The sequence below is a fragment of the Lysinibacillus sp. NPDC086135 genome (genome assembly GCF_044746345.1).
GTDB lineage: Bacteria > Bacillota > Bacilli > Bacillales_A > Planococcaceae > Lysinibacillus.
On record NZ_JBIVCA010000002.1, the window covers coordinates 1 to 18,814 of the forward strand.

An 18,814-nucleotide genomic window follows, 5' to 3' on the forward strand; every position below is an offset into this window, starting at 1 on the left:
ATGCCTGTCCTGATGCTATAGAATAGTCACCTAATGCGACTGAATGCAATGCTGATGCTACAACATTGTTACCAAGAGCAACACAGTTACTAGTTATAGCAGATGATTTGTTTCCTGTGGCCAAGGAGTATGCACCCAACGCCTGAGTTGAATCTCCTACAGCCAAAGAATAATGTCCTGTCGCTATGGAATACTTCCCGATAGCCGTAGAATTGACACCTCCAGATAAGTTGAATGACCCAAATGCCTGATTGGATCTAGTTATGTCACCTTCATACTTCTGTACAATTTGTATAAAGGCGATTGACATGTCAGTTGCATCACTCAACTTAATATCTACTTCATCACCTACAGTCGTTTTACTTATAGCAATACTGTCAATCCAAGTCCCATCTATTCTCCTTAATGAGACAGGAGAATTGGTATATAATGTTGCTGCATTTTTAACCCGAACTGTCTTTGCAGAATTGTTTTGAGAAAAACATATTCCTGCAAACGCTACAAAGTCAACAAAATTATCGTTACCTATAGCGCTAGATGTAGGAAATGTAGTATTGTTTTCTTGATATAGTTTTGCGCCACTTCCTCCAATGACTTTTGCTACACCTGTAACTCGGTCAACTTCTAATGTTTCACCATCAGGTTTAAAATGACCTAACTTTTCAGTAGTCGCAATTTCAATCAAATGTTCAGTAACTTCTGTTTGCATTCCATCAACTTTTTGATTAATTTCTGTTAAATCTGGATCTTTACCTGCATCTCCTTTTTCACCTTTTAAAGACGCTAACCATTCTTCAGACGTACCAACAAACCCATTATCAAGTGCTACTTCATATGCCGATAGACCGTTCTCGCCAGCATCACCAGTATCTCCTTTTTCACCTTTAATGTTACCAACATTCTCCCATTCGCCTGTCACTTCTGACCACACATACAATTCACCATTTACAGTATAAGCATCACCTGCATGACCAGTAGGAGGGAGTTGTGATTCATCAGTTAATTTACCTAAGATGCTTAATGCCGCACCTGTGTCACCTTTATCTCCTTTTGCTCCTTTATTACCTCTTTCGGCAAAAAGAGACCAATACATATTGGTTTTCATAGGTAGTGTAGGCGGATTTTTACCTGTGCTATTTTGTAGTGCAATAAAAGTTGATCCATTAAACTCAACCATGTTGTTTTTGTAATATTGTTCTGTATTTGACCACTCGCCTTTATGTCCAATGTTGTTAATGAGAGATTGCATTGTATTAATAGCTGTTTGAGCCTGTGCAGTTGCATCCAAAGCTCCTTGTTTAGCAGTATTAGCTTCGGATGTAGCAGTATTTGCGTTTGAGATAGCCTTATTCATGTCTACGAGTGTTTGTGAGACTATATCAAGAGCTGTTTGGAGTGCCTTTTTATTAGTTTCAATTGCTTCTTGAGTTGCTGTGTTGTTTGCTTCAATAGCATTTTGAACAGCTACATTTGCATTTTCTACAGTCTCATTTAAGCGTCGAATCAATTCTTCTAGTTCTTCTCCACCTGCTAATACGTTGATTTGCATTTGAAGATTAGTATATCCCGACATAATCCTTTGCCAGTTTTCATTTATTTTAATACGTTCCTCCCTTGTAATTGGGTTTCCAGTATTGTTTAATAAAATCGTCAAAATATGTACTCCTTTCTATAAATATAAAAATCTGAAATCAAATGAGATGTGATTTACAGTACCGCCCTGAATAGTGAAGTTGTTTGTACCAGTTTGTAAGGTAATTAGTTTCTTATTTGTGTTTCTAAATACACTTGTTCCATTTTTAAAAGATTGCACACCTTTTATTATCAGTGTATCGTTTGCTCCAAGTGAGCCATTGTATGTATAAGAATCACTTGTGGTTTGATTAATAATTGTTACAGATGAACTAAATGATCCTTTTAAGACTATATTTAAATCGCTTTGTCTAGGATTAATATCTACATTACCAAGGTTCATAACAGTGAATGAATTAGTATTGAATGAATATGTTAAAGCATCATCCCATGTAATTTGACCATTCCAAGCCCAAGCATCAATATCCCATTCCTTTTTAGATAAAGTTGATGCAACTGATTCACCAAATACATTCACACAAGTAAACTCAATGGTGAATGAGTTCATATGTTGATTAGGCTCAACTTCAAATGCTTGATTTAATCTAACTAGATAACGTTTATATGGTTCATTCTTGAAGGTGATATAGAACGATTCTTTACGTGTAAATAAAGCGTTTATAGCATCACGTAATAAATAGTAATCAAAAATATCATAAGACTCATATAGTAATTCCACAGTTATAACTCTACTGTCGAATGTTGTTTCAAGGAATAATAAACCATCCCTTCCGTCAACCTGCTCTGTATTATGAGAGATTGAAACAGAAGGGATGTGATGGAATAAACGTTTTAAACTATAATTAGCAATGTCTAACTTTTTGCCGTTTAATAGTTCAATTATCATAAATTTACTCCTTTCGATAATGCGTTTATATTTGTTTGGTTGTATTGCATACCGTTAATTGAATCAAATGTAACTTCTGCAATCTTTTCACCATCTAAAAAGATAGGTGCAGGTTGCATGTAAATTACTTGTTGTTGCCCTTGTGACATTTGTTGAGCAATACCTTTACCAATACTTGCAAAAACTTTTGGTGTTAATGGCAAAATGGCTTCAGAAACCCCAGGAACTTCTCCGCCAACCATTAGATTACTACCGTTCATTCCGAATGCTGTAGGCTTAGTCATAAGACCACCTTTTGCATACCAATCTACACCGAAGCTCGGAATACTCGGAGGGTCTAAACTAAATGATCCTTTAACGCTAAAGTGCGGTAATTTAATCTTTGCGATTTTGATTTCTGGAAGTTTAAGATTTTTGAAGAAGTTGAAGATACTATCTACACCATCACCAACCCAATCAACCATATCATCAATACTCTTAGATATGTTTTTCCCCATATCGCTGAACATCTTTTTAGCACCTAAAACCATATCTCCCCAAACTTTGGAAATATTGTTACCTAGTTGTTGCCACTTAGTAAGAACTTCACCAGTCTCCCAGTTAACTTCATCTACGTGTTCTTTAGCTTGACCTTTAGCTTCCTTAACAACGTTTTGGTGCATTAAAGTAGCATTCTTAATTGTATCGTTCTTAGAACGTTCTGCCTCTTTAATTAATGCATCAGCTTCTTCTTTTGAAATTGTCTTATCTTCATCACGCATTTTAGTAATAGCAGCTACACGTTGCTTATATGTTTCTTCTGCATCTTTAATTGTTTTAGTTTTCTGTTCATTAGAATTCTTTACAACATCTGCTGCTTGTTGTGCTGAAATCTCGCTAGCATTACGTTTAAGAGTTTCATAGATAACCTTTTGGTCACGCTCAGATTCAGATAAATATTTAATTGCATTTGTTTGTAAATCTGCATTGATTTTATCAATCTCTGCATACTCTTCTTTCGTTACGGCTCGCTTTTCATCGGATGCAGTTTTAAGTATTTCATTAATGCGTTTTTGTCCGTCTGATACAGCTTGTTCCTGCTCCGCATTGCGTTGCTTTGTTTGTTCTAAAATCTCAGCTTCACGTTCTGCCGATAATGCAGATGATTCATTGAAGTAATTAGTTTGTTCTTCTAGTTGTCTTGTGTGACGTTCTTTCATAGCGGTTAATACTTGTTCAGTCATTTGATTGTTCTTATCAATTAAATCCGTTGCCATTTCACTAGTTAAAGTAGCACCAGACCATTTTAATTGTGTTAAGGCATCTGTAGCTCCTTTTTCTAAATCCATAAAGCTACCTACAGCTTTTGCTGTACCTTCTGAAACTTTATCAGACCAATCTTCTACTGCAAATGCAGATTCACTCATATGTTCATTAAGAGCATATGCACCTACACCTAAAGCCGCAATAGCTGCAATAGCCCAACCAATGGGTCCCGATAATACTGCTATTGCTCCACCAAGTATTTCAACTGCTGCACCTGCTCCTCCTATCAATCCTATAAAAGAACTAATAGCAGGCATTATAGCCGCAAATGCTCCAACTAATGTTCCTACAACTCCAACTACTGCCACTAATGTAGCTGTTAACTTAGGATTTTCTGCAACCCAATCTGCGATAGATGCAACTACTTCTGCAATATCTGCTAAAACTGGTGCTAAAGATTGTTTAACATTATTCATAGCTTCTGCTAATCTATAAGCAGGATCAGATTCCATCTTTTTAGTATCTTCTGTGAGTTTGGATTGCATATCATCTGCTGATTTTAAATGATTCTCCATGTTAAGAATCGTGTCGATAATATTATCTCCCTGGTCTTCCCACATAGTCCCGAAAATTTCAGTACCTAGAGTATTACGTTTCGTATCATCTTCTACATCTGCAAGCGCTTGAGTCATTTCACGAAATGCCGCATTACCATCTTCGCCACCTTTAGCGATAGCTGTTCCCCAATCTTCAAATGCTTTTGCAGATAATCCTGCGCCTCTAACGGCATTGTCTTGAGCTTTATTTAAACCTTCTCCGAACTCTGCCGCACGAACACGTCCTTCTTTTAAACCATCTAAAAGATTATCGATATTCCATGTACCAGTTTCAACACCTGCTGCCATAATCCCTTGAATCTCTTCTGCGTTAAACCCTGCGCGTTGTAATTGTTGACCATATTCAGCAATCGTCATTTATCTTCACATGCATTCGCTAATTGCATGTCGTTCTCTTATGAACTGCTATATGTCACCATATAGATGAGACTATATCATCATCCACTTGGGATGCTCCCCATTTCCACTCGCTTGAGTGTACTCTACTCCCTTTCGTGCATTAACACGCGGTTTCGATAGTCGTTGCACCTTCCTAGTGAATAGGCTTGGCTCATGATTGTCTCTAATGAGATTTCCCATGAATTAAAGGAGTTCTACACAACTATTACTAGTTGAGAGGACAATTTTTCATCTAATTGCTCTGGTGGAAATCCAATTGCTAACAACTGATTAGTTAACGCTAATGCATCTTGTTGAGAAATACCTAATTCTTTACCTATTTCATGTGTTTCCTGAATAAGTTCTTTAAAGTCAATTTCTTTATAAGCACGAGATACCATTCCTGCGCCTTGGATAATCTTTTCGTTAGTTGCTTGTGACGCATCTTTATTTAACGTCATTTGCCTACGAACACCTTCATACGCTGCTTCTTCATCACCGATAGCGGCTGTTACACTGTTAATTGATCCACGTACAGCTTCAAGGTCTCCACCTTTAACACCCATTGAAATCTCAATATTAGTATTGAGTGTAGATACATCTAATGCTTCATGAATCATAGCAGCTAAACCGCCACCTGCCATTAAAGCACCTGCTACAGCTTGCAGTTTATTACCAAACCCGTTTACTTCGTCGCCTGCTTTATTCGCTTCTTTAGCAACTTGACCTAGGTCTTTTTGTACTGCTTTAAGACCTCTTTGGTCAACATTAGATAAAGCATGTTTCATCTTCTCAAAGTCCATAGAAGCACCTAATGCCGTCTTACCCATCTTCTCTAATGCTTGTTCTAATTGCTGTGAACTCGCTTTACCTTCTTTGATTGCATTTGTAAGTTTATTGCCTAATACATCTGCGAAAGTATTTACTTGAGTTCCTGTAGCTTGAAAGAACGTTTGCATGTTCTTAGTTGATTCAGCTAATGCATGATGTTCTGCACGAGTTTGATCAATTTTACCTTGATACGATTTAAGAGAAGCTTCTGTCATAGTTAATTCACGTTGGAATGCTCTATATTGTTCTTCTCCGATTTTACCGTTCTTAAATTGTTCTTCTACTTGTGATTGAGCCTTTTTCAATACATCTAATTTATCCGCTGTATTAGAAACTTGCTTTTGTAATAACTGTTGCTTCTGTGCATACATTTCGGTACTAGAGGGATCAATTTTAGCGGCTTTCTCAACTTCTTTTAATTCCTTCTGAGTTTTCACCGCATCTTTTTCAACTTTTTGTAACGCTTGATCTAGACCTCTTGTATCTCCACCGATATCGAAAGTGATACCTTTGATGCCTTTACCTGCCATTAAATACATTTGCTCCTTTCTATAATTTTTGCCATCGGAAAATCACAAATGAATCTTCTATGTATAGAAAAAGGGAACTACTCTATTGAGCGTTCCCTAGTAGTTTTAAATTTTAAGTGCATTAATATCTGCTTGCGTTGCTTTTCTAACTGTTGGTTTATCATCTTTCGGATGTTTCATTTCAAAGTACAATTCGATATGTTCTAAAACCATTCCAATAGACATCATATCCATTTCATCAAAAGAAAGCTTAGCCTCTTTTGCCATTAATAGATAGATACTAGTTGACGGATCATCATTTACTTCTTGCTGCGTGTTGGCTTTTTTTTAGGTTGATTAGAAATGAAATTTGCTTGAATAAGTGGTAATACATCATTAACAATCTCCATAACTGGGAAACCATCTTCAAATGTATCTAGCCATGCGTTCATTTCTAGAATCTCTGGATCAGCTTTCTTTGCCAAGCAATAAACCATTTGATAGAACTCAATTGATTCAAAAGCCTTTCCTTGAGCTTGATTTTTTTCCAAGTTCATAAAGTCTTTTAAAAAGTCGGAACCTGGAAACATCGCTCGATACATTAAAGGGGTTTGCCCTGTGACTTTGAATGTTACATCTTTTCCATAAATATTTACTGTTGTTTCTGCCATCGGATTATATTCCTCTCTCTATTTATTAAGGTTTTGGTACATCTGCGGGTTCAATAACGGCTTTGAAGAAATCAGCGTATACCTCTGTTGGTGTTGCTTCCCCTGTATTCCATCGAATAGCTTTATCGTTAAGACGTGGTTTTGCTGTGAATGATAACTCTTGACCTTCGATTTCGATTGATTCAGCAATTGTATTAGCTGTTTGAGAAGGACGAGCGATAGAACAGTTATAATATACAAAGCGTGTGGCCTCTGAGTCTCCATCGATTTCGAACATTAACGCGACATCTTTAGGACGAGCATCAGAAGTTTCTAAGAACCCACCGTTTACCATTTTCTCACCTAATACTTCTGTACGTAATTTGTCAGTGATCATTGCAATGTTAAGTGTACCTTCGTAACCGTTGTTAGCAAAACGAGAGAAATAAACTCCGTTATCTGCATGGAATTTATTTTCGTCACCAACTGGATTTAATGAAAGTGAAACCGCACCTTCAACTCGCACTGGTGTATCATATTTATAAGAACCGTCTGTTTCACGTTCATAAGTAGCGTAGTGAACGTTTGTTAGACCGAATAAAACTGTATTTTTGCTCATAGTTTTAAAAAACTCCATTTCTATTTTAATATTTGAATTATGTAAAATCGTTGGTATAAATCTTGATCTGTAATAAACAACTCGTCTATATCGTAATAGATACTATGTAGATCGAATGTATCTTCGATTTTTTGTTCTAATTTTAAATCCTTCTTATCTGTATAAACTTCAACCCGATATGTTAAAACCTTTTTCCAGACTTTATTATCAGCACCAAAATTATCTGAATCTTCTTCTAGATAAACCATAAAAGGAGGAGCAGGTGCAGGAGAATTTTCATTGTGAACAAAATAAGAATACGCTACTGGAATACCGATAGTCTTTAATATTGCAGGTAGTTCTTTAAGTGTGATCATAGTTTGTTCAACTCTCTTTCAAATTCTCTGATTGCTTCTTGCTCAACTTTCTTTATATGAGGATAAGCAGGTGTTCTTGTGCCGTCTCTATTAACGTGACCATTCTCTAACAAGTGTGTAAGTTGATAATCTGTAGCATTATGAACCGTATAGTTGTCCCCAACTTTTTTAACTCGCCAACCTTTAGCATAACTACCACCGCCTGCATAATCGCCTACGGGTGAAGTTTGCTTAAGTTTCTGTACAGATTTCTTTGATACAGATTTAGCAGAAGCTTCTACTTCTTCTGCAACATATTGTGAAAAGCGTTCTAATTCTTTAACGATTTCTTTAGCAAAGTTATCAATACTAGCCACCGATTCTCACCTCACAATACAATTCAATATCACCGTCATCACGAACGAAAGTACGATATACCGAATACATTTGACGGTTATATTCAACTTGTGTTTCTCCATCGTATTCATCGTAATCAACGATAATAGTTAACCTTGCTTTTAAGCCATTTTGCATGGATACTGAAAATTCATTTTGACCAATACTTGAAACAGCACAATAAACCATCCCAGGTAATGCTACTTCAATTTGTTGAAATAGTTCATCAACAGTTATTTTAGTAGAAATCAAAAAGCAAATATCGTCCTTTGAAAAGTGCTTCCCGCTACCAATCGATTGTTTTAAACTAGGCATCTGTAAAAGTAGCTACCTTTTGAATTACTCGATTACGGATGCGGAATTGTAAGTTTCTGGGAATCCCAATGTCTTCTTGTCTTTTGCGATACATCCAAGCTGAATAATCCACAATTAATTGTGTATCTTCTACAGTTCCTGAAGATAGATTAACTCCCATTTTTTCTAATTCTATGGTAGAAGATTCAATTAAATTGGTGAAAAGAGTATCACGCAAATTATGCATAATACCCATATCCAATTTAAAAAGTGATAAACAATTTGCAAGTTTTTCATCGCTCATCATTTATCACCTTCAATCTCTACAATTAATGGAAACCCTATTTTATTGTCATAAGACTTTAATTCCTCTATACGCTCTTTATTCAAACGACCTTTACGAGGGTACTTGTCTCCAACATTATAAATGTGGTTAGCATCCTGTAAATCCCTGAATCGCTTAATTACCTTGTATTTCATATGTATCATCCTTTCATTAGGATTAAGCACCCTCTACTTCTGGTGTATAAGTTACATAAAATCCTGCATCCGAATCTGTTTTCTCAACGTCAAAGCGAACGAAACCAGCTAGTAATTGACCATATACACTATCATCAACCCATTTAACAGAAGCACGTTTACGGTCAAATAATGTAGCGAATGCTTTTGGATCACCGATAAAAGCAACTAAATTGCCATCAACAGTCCCAATTACATCATCGTCCAATACTACAACTTCTCTACCAAATAATTTTTTACCAGAAGCTACAGTAATATCAGTTTGAAGCAAATAACGACCATCTTTATCTTTAAGTGTGTCTAATGCGTTGTATAAAGATGACGAAATCACAGCTTTGGCATAGTACACTTTCTTTAAATCTTTATTAAATACAGCTTTCAAACCATCTAAACCTGTAACCGCCTTTGCTGTAGCTGTTTTTAGTACTGTAGCAATTGCAGCATTTTTTGTATTAAGCTCTTGGTCTGCAATTTCATCTGCAATTAAACCTGTTACATCATAATCTGCATCATCGATAGCCTCTTGTGATACTGGAATGTAACCACGATAAGTTTCAATATCATAAGGTACTTCTACAATAGTTGGTTTTGCCAGTTCTGGATTAGCTTGCAACTCTGCAACAGATACCATTTTACTTCCTGATTTTTTGATAACTGGATATTTACCTGCACCACTATTAACTTTTGCAATGTTTACTAAATTACTTAAATCAACAGTATCTTCTGGCGCTTGTTGAGGTGTTAATAATTCTTCTGGAATTAATGCTCCTCCTTCTACTGATGTAAACCCTGCTCGTGTCTGTCCTTTTGTTCGTACATATTCGTTAATTGCTTCACGTGTTTCAATTTGAGTTGTCATGCTTCGTTTAGCTCCTTTAGCTGGTGATTTGCGATTTGATTGTTCTAATTCTGATTCTAATTCTTTAATTCCATCTTCTAAATTAGACTTTTGTTCATCTAACTCTTTAATCTCTTCTTCTAATTTGTTAATTTCTTTTTCGATTACATTTAAATCTTCTTCCGATTCAACACCTTCAATAGACGCTGCTAATTCATCACGCTTTTTTAAAAACATATTTAACTCTTCTTCTTTATCTTGTAACGAACTACGCTTTAAATTTAATTTAGCTCCGATTAATACTGGGTTCATTTTATTTACCAATCCTTTCAAGTAATTGTTTTTTTCGTTGTTCCAATTTTTGTTTTTTCATTTTTTGCACATCTTTTTGTCGTGCCGCTATTTCTGTTTGAGGGTAAGCTGGGAATGCTGTAATTGATACTTCTAATAAATCTGCATCTTTTACAATCCACTTTAGACTACCGTCTTCACGTTCTGTTACTTCTTCAGTGACAGGATAAAAACCGAATGAACATCCTCGAACTTTTCCAGTTTGCACCTTTCGATATGCTGATTTTGCAAATGGATCTTCTAAGTCAACTTTTACTCGACCATACAAACCATATTTGTCAACTTTTAATTCAAGAGTTTCGCTTCCTATACTTCCTAAAACCACTCGTGTATCATGATTATCTAGTGCAATAACATCTACTTTTTCATTTAATGAACGGTTAAAAGACTCTGGTGCAATCTCTTCATACGCACCTGCCCAAAGTTCTGTCTCTTGATTAAACACTACGAAATACCCTTCAATATAGGCATCTCCATTTTCTTCAGCAGCACGTGTTTTTAATTCTGTTGTAAAATGCATATGTCTCTTATTCAATCTTTTCACCTCCTTTTAACTTACCTTGATCTCCTAACTTACTAGATGGTATATAATTTTCTAATATAATTAATTCCTCCATCTCATCATCTGGGTCTAGTCCTACCCAATCACGTAATTCATTTCTTCGCATTGCGTTACGGTCAACCATTTCTGTACCTGCTGTAACCATTTCAGTCAGGTCATAGCTATATAAACTGCGTGGATTTAAACGGAAGAACCAATTTTGATTAATTAGCAAATCCCTTGTTAATGTTTGTGCGATAATCTGACCAATCGAATGAATCCGAGTATTAATAAAATTGTTGTACTCTTCTTTTTTAAACTCTCCAATTCCCAAAAAGAAAGGTGGTACATCTAAAATAGCAGCAACAGTTTTCTTATCTAATTCCATGCCTTCAATAATTGCAATGTCCTTTAGTGATAGTGGTTTAACTTGCTCAACTCCAATTAAATCAGCAGGAATTATCCACGGCTTTCCACCTTCGGTTTCGGCAAAGTATTTTTCCATTAGTTTCTCTCTACCTTCAGCACTCGAAAGTTCTTCAGTCATTGCATCAACACTTACAATCAAAGAAGGCATGTATTTTCCACTCATAAAATTGTTCTTCGTTTTATTTGCTTGAGTTAGATTTCTAGCAATTTCACGCAATGCTACTTTATAGCCTGTTCCTTATATGGATATAGTGGATGTGGATTAATTACAAAATGTACTACTTCATCTGATGTGTATTTTCTCCTATTGTAAGAAATTAAATAATCACCATTCTCTAATTCATCGTATTTAACACCCTGCATTGGGAATGGTGTTAGATTGTCAATTAATCCTGTTTCATTATTCACACCAATATGTACAACTGAATTTCCATCCCCATATAACAATAAATCTCGAACGATTTTATAAAGCCAAGTTTTACGTGTCATATTACGACATGGCTCTATATCAATCTTTCGGGATAATTGGTTTTTAACTCGCTTGTCACCTTTATCAGTATTCTCAACTAATTGAATAGTCATGTTAGAGACTAAATCTGCAATTTTATTCACACCTGTAATAATGTCTGGGTGATTACTTAACTTAACATATCCTAATTCATCTGAATTTCCGACCGCCAAGGGAATACTTACAGATGAACGTGTTTTCTTTTCTCGTTTCCAAAATGCCAATTTGTCACCTCCTTTAGCTATTCAACCAACTTGATGCATTCTGTGAATTTGTCATATCTTCTAGCATTTGTACAGCTCCGAATACCGCAGCGTCGAATAAATCAATGCGTTGAGTACCTCCATCACCATCCACTTTTTCATATTGAATCATGTCGTCAGTTTTCTCGATGGCTCTAACGTTTTGTACGCAATATTCAAACGCTTGGTTATTTAAGTAATAAAGGTTCCCATTTTTTGCTTTCATTTCAATTCGTCTAAAACCTTCAGACTTCTTATAAAAATACTGCGGCTGATCTACAATCTTAAATCCAGCTTTCTTCATACCTAAGAAGAACTCACGACCAAATTTTCTGTCAAATCCAACCTTTTTAATTTTGAAACCCCTCTTCTTCATATCGATAAACCAATTGATAACATCATCGTAATGTACTGTTGGCGTATTGCTCATTGTAAGTACACCATCATCTTGCCAGCCAAATAGAGGTATTCCATCATCTTCTGCCTTTTTATAGGCATTTACAATTGGAAAGAATGCATGTGTAATGACAATATCAATATCTTTTCCTTTGTGTTTGTAACGTCCGTAAAGTGAGCTTGCAGTCAAATCATGAAGCTTTGCACCATCAAAACCTCCATACCACTGAATAGGTAATTTAGCCAATTCTTCTAACGTCCAATTATATTGCCTATCCGAATTCTTAAATTCATTAATGTCAAAGTATGCCTTTAAAGAAGAAGTGAAGATATTTAAAGTTTTATTGAAAAACTCGCCACGTGTTTGTGGATCATTCATTGCTAATTCGGCATCACGCTGTAAATCTTCAATTGTAACTGTGACTCCTAACGACGGATTCGCCATTTCTAAAATTTTCGGGTCTGTATAATCTGGTACATTACCCTTTTCATCTTGATCAGCTTTACAGATAAAGATAAAGTATTCATCATCAACAACTGTTCCATTCAATACTTTCTTACAATATTCCAAGCGTTGTGCTAAAAATCCATTTGGAATATCACCTGCTGTTGAAATTGCTATAAGTAATTTGTTTCGATATGCTTTTTGGGAGTTTTTCATTAATATGTACTGTTTGGCAGAGTGCCATGTGTGGACTTCATCGAGGATGAGAAGATTGGAGTTTAGAGAGTCAAGACGTTTCACGTCATTTGCTAACGCTTGAATAAAAATAGAGCCTCCGTCACTAAAGTTTTTAGTGATTGAATGCTCCTGATTATTATCACGTATTCGTAACGATTTATCGTTTAAACGTTCTCCATTGTATTTTAAAAATCCAAATGATTCCATCGTTTGTTTTAAGCTGTTAGCGAGTATGTATAATTTTGAACCAGACTTGCGTTCAAGAATGGATAATGCCCATCCCAAGGAAGATGCATAGGCGGTTTTACCTTGCTTACGTGGAATCATTAAGAGACTTTCGTGAAATCTTCTGACGAGACTATCCTTATTAAAAAATCCCAGAAGGTTTACGATAACAAACTTTTGCCAAGGTTGTAATATCATTGGTGTACCTTTTAATGGAGTTCCGTGTAAATCTTCACCCTGTTGATGTGCTATTGTTCCTTCAATTAATCCAATAACAAAATCAAATTGTTCCTGTTTGAAATCTAAATCATTACGTTTTAAATCCTCTAGAAATCGTTTAGCAGCTAATCTATTTTCAACGCAAGCAACCTTTTTCCAGTCTGCTATTGATTCTGCATACTCTAAAGCCGCTTCAAAATTTTTAGAATCAATATGTTTTAAATCCATTTATATCACTTCTGTCCAGCGAGAAATTGGTCAAGTGGACTTGCTATAGGTTCTGACTTTTTAGGTTGCTCAATATTTAATGATTTAGGATTCAGGCACAATCGATCTGAATATGACACAATATCCTTTCGTAATGATTCCATTGCAGTCAGGATAGGTACTTTCCTCTGATTTGTTGCGTTTGCCTTATTCGTGTATTCTTCCGTTATTTGATATCCTGATTCTTCAAATTGCATTTCAAATACCTGATATTGATGTAACAAGCCTGCATAAATATCAATCAAATTATTGTACTCTTTTTTATACGTATTAAGATTCTTCATCTCACGGATGATTGAACTTTTTAATTGCTTTTTAGTTTTTACTGTCGTCAATTTCTCACCTCATTTATTTTCAACTTTTAAAATTAACACCCCTTTATGTCTAAAATCACAGCGTGGGGGGAAAGAGTCCTCCTCATCGTTACTCCATTACTCATTTTCAACTTTAATATGATGGGGGAGTTACTTTTTCTCTCCAAAACTCTCCTAGTTCTGTCAGCACATCATTTTCACGGTCATGCATCTTATCGTGGCAAGTAGAACATAAAGATAATAGGTTCCAAGATTCCAATCGCAACTCTGGATATTCTAATAATGGATTGCAATGATGGACTGTATTCGCAGTTCGATTCCTACCATAACGCTTGCAGTTTCTACATTCGTATTGGTCACGACATAATATCTTTTCCCGTTTAATCTTCCAAGGTTTCGATTTGTAGAAATTCACCGTTCACCCACATTTAATCTTTTCAAATTGTATTTCATCATCATTAATAATAACTCGATATTCGTTAAGTCTACATCCATCTTCTACTACATCAAATAATGGAGAAATAGTGATATACTCAAATTGTCCACTGTAATAATGATGTGTACACTCCACTGTCACTACATAGCTCAATACACGTTTAACTAAATTATAGTTAGTCTTAATCAATTCATCTGATATGTAAAACTTCCCCACTCGTTTATCCACCTTCAATTATCCCTCCAATTTTTTGGCATAATAAAAAGAGTATCCGATTAAGAATACTCTAATAAATTAAATTATTTAATTTCCATCTGCATTTGAATTACATCTTTAGTATAATTCATCACATATTTATAACCTTCATCTAAACTATTTTTTGTCGAAAACAACCATGAAGTATTTTTATCTTTCTTTACAATAACTTGATCGAATTCAAATTTAAATTTCTTAAAATCTGATAAGAATTCTTCTAAATCATTTCTCTGCATACTATTATTTGATATATAAATAATCGCTTGTAAATAACTATTGTGAGCCATTGATAAATAATTAGTAGCAATCAAATACTTATTGTCGCCATCGTATTTCTCCAAAATATCATAAGCATTATCAGAATTAAGATAAATATCTTGATACAATTCTTGCAATAAACTTAATTCATTCACAATTTGTAAAGCCTTTTCATTCATCATCTCTGTTACCCCTATATTGTATTATATTGCTTTTTGATAATCTCGGATAAATCATTTTCTAAATAAAACATATAATCATCAATTAGATTATCATGACTATAATTAAATTCTTTTAGTAGTTTATCCCCAAGATGTATCGATACCTTTATAACATCCTCAACTAATAAACATTTAATATAACCAACACTTTCCATTTTGTAACTATCAACTTTATTTTCATTTAAATATGTCGATAATTTTTGATAATCATTCCCATGTTCAACAACTTTATTTACTTCTTCTACATATTCATCAAACTCTTTGACATTATCAATTATTGCTTTGATAACAAATTTTTTGTACGAATCTGTATTTTCTTGGGTTTCTATTATATAAGGATTACTTACTTTACCAGATACAAAGTTATTTATTTTTTCAAACCCTTTGAACAACTCATAGACTGACACTAGATTGAACAACCCCTTTGCATTTAATATTATAATTTTACCAGAAACACCTGTTCTATACAAACTATACAAACACTCTTTTATATCTTAAATAATTTTTCTAATACTTTTTTACCAAATTACAACATATTAAAAAGCCACACCTTGTTAGATGTGACTTTATGTAACCTGTTAGGTTGTTTTTAAATCGTATTTAGATACATCCGACCATTTTCTAGTCTCTGTTCCTCTTTGCGTACTAATTTGAAAAGTTTTATCACTCTTCATTAATTGGTCCAGTCTTTTTTTAAGTTCTTCTAAATTCTGATTACCATCTGCACCTGACGTGAATACTTCTCCGTTTTTAAAATGAAATACTATTTCCATAAATAACACCTCCCATCTACCTATCTATCATAGGATAAATGGAATGTTGTGCCAATAATACAAATCTGACACAAATAATAAGAGACTACCAATTTAGTAGCCTCTCATGCTTGATTCCGACATCAATAAAAGCCACCTCATAAGGCATCTTTTTAGACATTTTAATTATTTGATTTCTAAAATTTTTGTAATGTAATTTTCGATTTTAATAATATTTTCATTCAAAACTTCTATAAATATTTCATAATTAGAATTGAACTCTCCATTTATTTCTATCCATTTTAAATGACCATCAATTTCAAATGCATCAATAGTATCTTCAAATTCCCCATTTAAATTTATGTAATTCTTATATGCATCAATGAACTTAAAAACTTTTACATTAAACGTGTCAATATCTACTTCATTTTTTATAAAAATTTTTAATTTCTCAATTTCTTTTCTAAAACTTAATATTTCATCAATATCAAGCTTTAATTGATCGCGATAAATACCATCTACCAAATTATACTGGTGTAAAAGCCGAAGCCCTCTTCTTAATATTTTTTCGCTCACTTCAACTTCCATATTAGTTAATTCACCTTTAATTTTATGAACAAACTCTTTTAATTCAACTAATTTGTTTAAAGCAGTATTTGATTTATTTACTTTTAATTCTAAAGCTCTGTTTTTTTCATGGTTTTCAAATTGTTTATTCATTTGATAAGTAGCAACAATATAAGCACCTAAAGCTCCTAATGCACCTCCAATCATACTTAATATTCCTCCGATAATTGAGGCTTTATTAGGACTGTCTTCTCCGATTACTTGAAAAGCAATCGCTATAATTCCAAATAAAAATACTCCTACAAAAATACAAAGAATTACTTCTATGAATCTTTTCATTTTAACTCCTCCAAGATTTACTAGGAATATCTTACCATGAAGAAAATCAATTGAATACTAGCATAATAAAAAGTCACGCTCAATTGAACGTGACTCAAATTCTATTATTAATCATATTAGCAATTCTGTTAATTGTGGTATAAACGGTGAAACAACAGTTATATGATTACCTAAAGACTGTATAAAATTAGCGTATTTATCTTTAAATGAAGAAGTACCTTTACTTTTTTCCAGTTCATTCACCATTTCCAAAATTACAGTTTTTTTGCTCATTGTTATCAACTACACTTTTTTCGATTGCTTTTTTTAATTTCATCAAACAATGTAAAAGAATCATTAATAACATTCATGGAATTATCCGTCGAATAATGATTATATCTTGCATTAGGTCCATTAGAGGTAATATTATTTATTACTTGACTTACAGGTTTATATTTTCTTGAAGTTAACTTTTCCACTTTGCACTGTTGAAGAATCGCTTAGCTTCTGCTGTATGTACTTTCTTACCTGCTACTACCGCAATAATAACAAAGGTCATATAGATGCCACATGATATAATCAAAGGTAAAAATACAAAGAACCATCCAATAGTTATTAACCCCATATTAATCTTCTCCTTTATTGGTACTCTATTTTTAAATAAAATAAAAAAGCATTCAATTAAGAATGCTTTATAAATTAGGGTATATTGTTGGATTGTAAAACTTTATATCTTTCTCAAAATATCGATGGTACTTATTGAAATAAACTTCAAAATTTTCGACCACTTTATATTTTGTATAAAGATTAATTATTGTTTTTTCATATGTAGTTAAATTCGAAAAAAAGATTCTAAAATAATTTTCTTTTTCATTCTCATTTAAATTACTACCTTCCAGAAAATCTATTACAGATATGATACTTTCAAAATAGTGATTGAAAGGAAATTTGAATTTATGGTCTACTAAATGGATAGCAGTAGTTTTATATTCTTCATTTTTAACAAATTCCTCAGTTATTCTATTAATAAAATTATCATTACTGTACCTGTACAAATAATTTTCTAATTCTTCATAATTAATTCTAAAAATATAAAAAACTGTTATATCTTCCATCAAAATTGGATCATATCTGTCACCAATGATGTACTTATTGGCAAGCCTCACAAAAGTTTTAACATTGTACCCTATATCTACTTCAATGGAATCATCATTAATTTTATTATAAAAGTTTATAAAGTCTGATCCTAACTCATCTAATGAATCTCGTTCTCTAAATAGTATCTTTTGTAAACACGATTTTAAAGAATCTTTTTTGTAGTAACTTTCGATTGCTTCATAAATATTTATAAACACATCTTTATCATTTACAGTCGTACCATATAAAGTTAAACCTTTTACTAAATTATTATGCATATTAATCATATTAAAAAATGTGGTCTCGAATTGCTGTTTTAGCATCGTATCATTAGATATTCTATATTGTTCATTTGCCTTAGCTAATTCATCTCTTGTCATTTGTAGTTCTTCACGTTGCAATCCTAATTCCTTTCTTTGCATTATAATAGTAGAGATTAAAACAACATACTGGCTAAAGATAAAAATCCTACTGTCGAACCACCTAAAAAATCGCCGACGGTTCCTAGTTTAGCAAATGAATCAGATGATAAACTAGATTTTGATATAAAGAAAATTGCTATCGGCATTAATATAGCAAAACATATAGTAATTATTCCTCCAAAAATCCACTTATTTTCATTTTCCTTAATCCATTCTTTAAATGGTTTCTTTTCACTAGACATACTTTACACTCCTATCTACCTATAATTGTAAGCGAATAGGAATCATATGTCATTAAAAGAAAATTAAGTTTAATATTGTTTTATATCAACTTCTCTTTTGGAATCTGTACATTGCTTCTTCAAGTCGCAATAATAAGGTAATTGATAGTATTTAGGTTCGTAATGTCCTGTAGCTATTACTTGAAATCGACAAACAGGACAAGTTATACCATCCATTTTGTTACTCCCCCAAAAAGAATGAGCAGGATTATCCAAACATCTATACACAAATTTCGTTTCACTCATATAATATTCGCCTCCTTATTTAAAATATCTAATACTT

Annotated in this window: 27 protein-coding genes and 1 pseudogene; all 28 read right to left on the reverse strand. The window is 33.6% G+C overall.

What is annotated here, in order from left to right; all coding sequences use genetic code 11:
• Positions 1-1,654 (reverse strand): annotated as a pseudogene (locus ACIPKN_RS02810) (hypothetical protein); the annotation flags it as partial.
• A 15-nt stretch (positions 1,655-1,669) separates the two neighbouring features.
• Complete coding sequence (locus ACIPKN_RS02815) at positions 1,670-2,479, reverse strand: distal tail protein Dit (protein ID WP_400933198.1); 810 nt, start codon at positions 2,477-2,479, stop codon at positions 1,670-1,672.
• The gene (locus tag ACIPKN_RS02820) at positions 2,476-4,698 is read right to left on the reverse strand and encodes a phage tail tape measure protein (protein ID WP_400933200.1); all 2,223 of its coding nucleotides are present in this window, start codon (positions 4,696-4,698) and stop codon (positions 2,476-2,478) included. The genes ACIPKN_RS02815 and ACIPKN_RS02820 overlap by 4 nt, the downstream gene beginning before the upstream one ends.
• A 236-nt stretch (positions 4,699-4,934) precedes the next feature.
• Positions 4,935-6,080, reverse strand: a complete 1,146-nt coding sequence (locus tag ACIPKN_RS02825) for a hypothetical protein (RefSeq protein WP_400933202.1) — start codon at positions 6,078-6,080, stop codon at positions 4,935-4,937.
• A gap of 105 nt (positions 6,081-6,185) precedes the next feature.
• On the reverse strand, positions 6,186-6,347 hold the full coding sequence (locus tag ACIPKN_RS02830) for a hypothetical protein (protein ID WP_400933204.1): 162 nt from the start codon (positions 6,345-6,347) through the stop codon (positions 6,186-6,188).
• A gap of 32 nt (positions 6,348-6,379) precedes the next feature.
• On the reverse strand, positions 6,380-6,730 hold the full coding sequence (locus ACIPKN_RS02835) for a hypothetical protein (protein WP_400933206.1): 351 nt from the start codon (positions 6,728-6,730) through the stop codon (positions 6,380-6,382).
• A gap of 25 nt (positions 6,731-6,755) precedes the next feature.
• Positions 6,756-7,328, reverse strand: coding sequence for a major tail protein (locus ACIPKN_RS02840; RefSeq protein WP_400933208.1), 573 nt, complete (start codon positions 7,326-7,328; stop codon positions 6,756-6,758).
• A 20-nt stretch (positions 7,329-7,348) separates the two neighbouring features.
• Complete coding sequence (locus tag ACIPKN_RS02845; RefSeq protein WP_400933210.1) at positions 7,349-7,684, reverse strand: hypothetical protein; 336 nt, start codon at positions 7,682-7,684, stop codon at positions 7,349-7,351.
• Complete coding sequence (locus ACIPKN_RS02850; protein WP_400933212.1) at positions 7,681-8,040, reverse strand: HK97 gp10 family phage protein; 360 nt, start codon at positions 8,038-8,040, stop codon at positions 7,681-7,683. The genes ACIPKN_RS02845 and ACIPKN_RS02850 overlap by 4 nt, the downstream gene beginning before the upstream one ends.
• On the reverse strand, positions 8,033-8,311 hold the full coding sequence (locus tag ACIPKN_RS02855) for a phage head-tail adapter protein (protein WP_400933214.1): 279 nt from the start codon (positions 8,309-8,311) through the stop codon (positions 8,033-8,035). The genes ACIPKN_RS02850 and ACIPKN_RS02855 overlap by 8 nt, the downstream gene beginning before the upstream one ends.
• Positions 8,312-8,366: 55 nt before the next feature.
• Complete coding sequence (locus tag ACIPKN_RS02860) at positions 8,367-8,660, reverse strand: hypothetical protein (protein WP_400933216.1); 294 nt, start codon at positions 8,658-8,660, stop codon at positions 8,367-8,369.
• Positions 8,657-8,833: a hypothetical protein gene (locus tag ACIPKN_RS02865; RefSeq protein ID WP_400933218.1), complete on the reverse strand. Its 177-nt coding sequence runs from the start codon at positions 8,831-8,833 to the stop codon at positions 8,657-8,659. Before ACIPKN_RS02865 ends, ACIPKN_RS02860 begins: the two co-directional genes overlap by 4 nt.
• A gap of 22 nt (positions 8,834-8,855) precedes the next feature.
• A complete protein-coding gene (locus tag ACIPKN_RS02870; RefSeq protein WP_400933220.1) occupies positions 8,856-10,022 on the reverse strand; it encodes a phage major capsid protein in 1,167 nt (388 codons plus the stop codon).
• A gap of 1 nt (position 10,023) precedes the next feature.
• Positions 10,024-10,605: an HK97 family phage prohead protease gene (locus ACIPKN_RS02875; RefSeq protein ID WP_400933222.1), complete on the reverse strand. Its 582-nt coding sequence runs from the start codon at positions 10,603-10,605 to the stop codon at positions 10,024-10,026.
• On the reverse strand, positions 10,589-11,248 hold the full coding sequence (locus ACIPKN_RS02880; RefSeq protein ID WP_400933224.1) for a phage portal protein: 660 nt from the start codon (positions 11,246-11,248) through the stop codon (positions 10,589-10,591). Before ACIPKN_RS02880 ends, ACIPKN_RS02875 begins: the two co-directional genes overlap by 17 nt.
• Before the next feature lie 2 nt (positions 11,249-11,250).
• Positions 11,251-11,763 (reverse strand): phage portal protein, encoded by a 513-nt coding sequence (locus ACIPKN_RS02885; protein ID WP_400933226.1) that lies wholly within the window; start codon positions 11,761-11,763, stop codon positions 11,251-11,253.
• A gap of 13 nt (positions 11,764-11,776) precedes the next feature.
• Positions 11,777-13,531 carry a terminase large subunit gene (locus ACIPKN_RS02890; protein WP_400933228.1) on the reverse strand — a complete coding sequence of 585 codons (1,755 nt, stop codon included), beginning with the start codon at positions 13,529-13,531 and terminating at the stop codon, positions 11,777-11,779.
• A 5-nt stretch (positions 13,532-13,536) separates the two neighbouring features.
• On the reverse strand, positions 13,537-13,905 hold the full coding sequence (locus ACIPKN_RS02895; RefSeq protein WP_400933230.1) for a P27 family phage terminase small subunit: 369 nt from the start codon (positions 13,903-13,905) through the stop codon (positions 13,537-13,539).
• A 112-nt stretch (positions 13,906-14,017) separates the two neighbouring features.
• The gene (locus ACIPKN_RS02900; RefSeq protein ID WP_400933232.1) at positions 14,018-14,299 is read right to left on the reverse strand and encodes an HNH endonuclease; all 282 of its coding nucleotides are present in this window, start codon (positions 14,297-14,299) and stop codon (positions 14,018-14,020) included.
• 3 nt (positions 14,300-14,302) lie between these two features.
• Positions 14,303-14,536, reverse strand: a complete 234-nt coding sequence (locus tag ACIPKN_RS02905) for a hypothetical protein (protein ID WP_400933234.1) — start codon at positions 14,534-14,536, stop codon at positions 14,303-14,305.
• An 83-nt stretch (positions 14,537-14,619) separates the two neighbouring features.
• A complete protein-coding gene (locus tag ACIPKN_RS02910) occupies positions 14,620-15,015 on the reverse strand; it encodes a hypothetical protein (RefSeq protein ID WP_400933236.1) in 396 nt (131 codons plus the stop codon).
• Between the two features lie 11 nt (positions 15,016-15,026).
• Positions 15,027-15,524, reverse strand: a complete 498-nt coding sequence (locus ACIPKN_RS02915) for a hypothetical protein (RefSeq protein ID WP_400933238.1) — start codon at positions 15,522-15,524, stop codon at positions 15,027-15,029.
• Positions 15,525-15,632: 108 nt separating this feature from the next.
• Positions 15,633-15,827, reverse strand: a complete 195-nt coding sequence (locus tag ACIPKN_RS02920; protein WP_400933240.1) for a hypothetical protein — start codon at positions 15,825-15,827, stop codon at positions 15,633-15,635.
• 165 nt (positions 15,828-15,992) lie between these two features.
• Positions 15,993-16,712: a hypothetical protein gene (locus ACIPKN_RS02925; RefSeq protein WP_400933242.1), complete on the reverse strand. Its 720-nt coding sequence runs from the start codon at positions 16,710-16,712 to the stop codon at positions 15,993-15,995.
• Between the two features lie 445 nt (positions 16,713-17,157).
• Entirely contained in the window at positions 17,158-17,316 is a 159-nt protein-coding gene (locus ACIPKN_RS02930) for a hypothetical protein (RefSeq protein WP_400933244.1), read from the reverse strand.
• 67 nt (positions 17,317-17,383) lie between these two features.
• Positions 17,384-18,229 carry a hypothetical protein gene (locus ACIPKN_RS02935; RefSeq protein WP_400933246.1) on the reverse strand — a complete coding sequence of 282 codons (846 nt, stop codon included), beginning with the start codon at positions 18,227-18,229 and terminating at the stop codon, positions 17,384-17,386.
• Between the two features lie 35 nt (positions 18,230-18,264).
• The gene (locus ACIPKN_RS02940) at positions 18,265-18,492 is read right to left on the reverse strand and encodes a hypothetical protein (RefSeq protein WP_400933248.1); all 228 of its coding nucleotides are present in this window, start codon (positions 18,490-18,492) and stop codon (positions 18,265-18,267) included.
• Between the two features lie 69 nt (positions 18,493-18,561).
• Positions 18,562-18,777, reverse strand: coding sequence for a hypothetical protein (locus ACIPKN_RS02945; protein ID WP_400933250.1), 216 nt, complete (start codon positions 18,775-18,777; stop codon positions 18,562-18,564).
• Between the last annotated feature and the right edge of the window lie 37 nt (positions 18,778-18,814).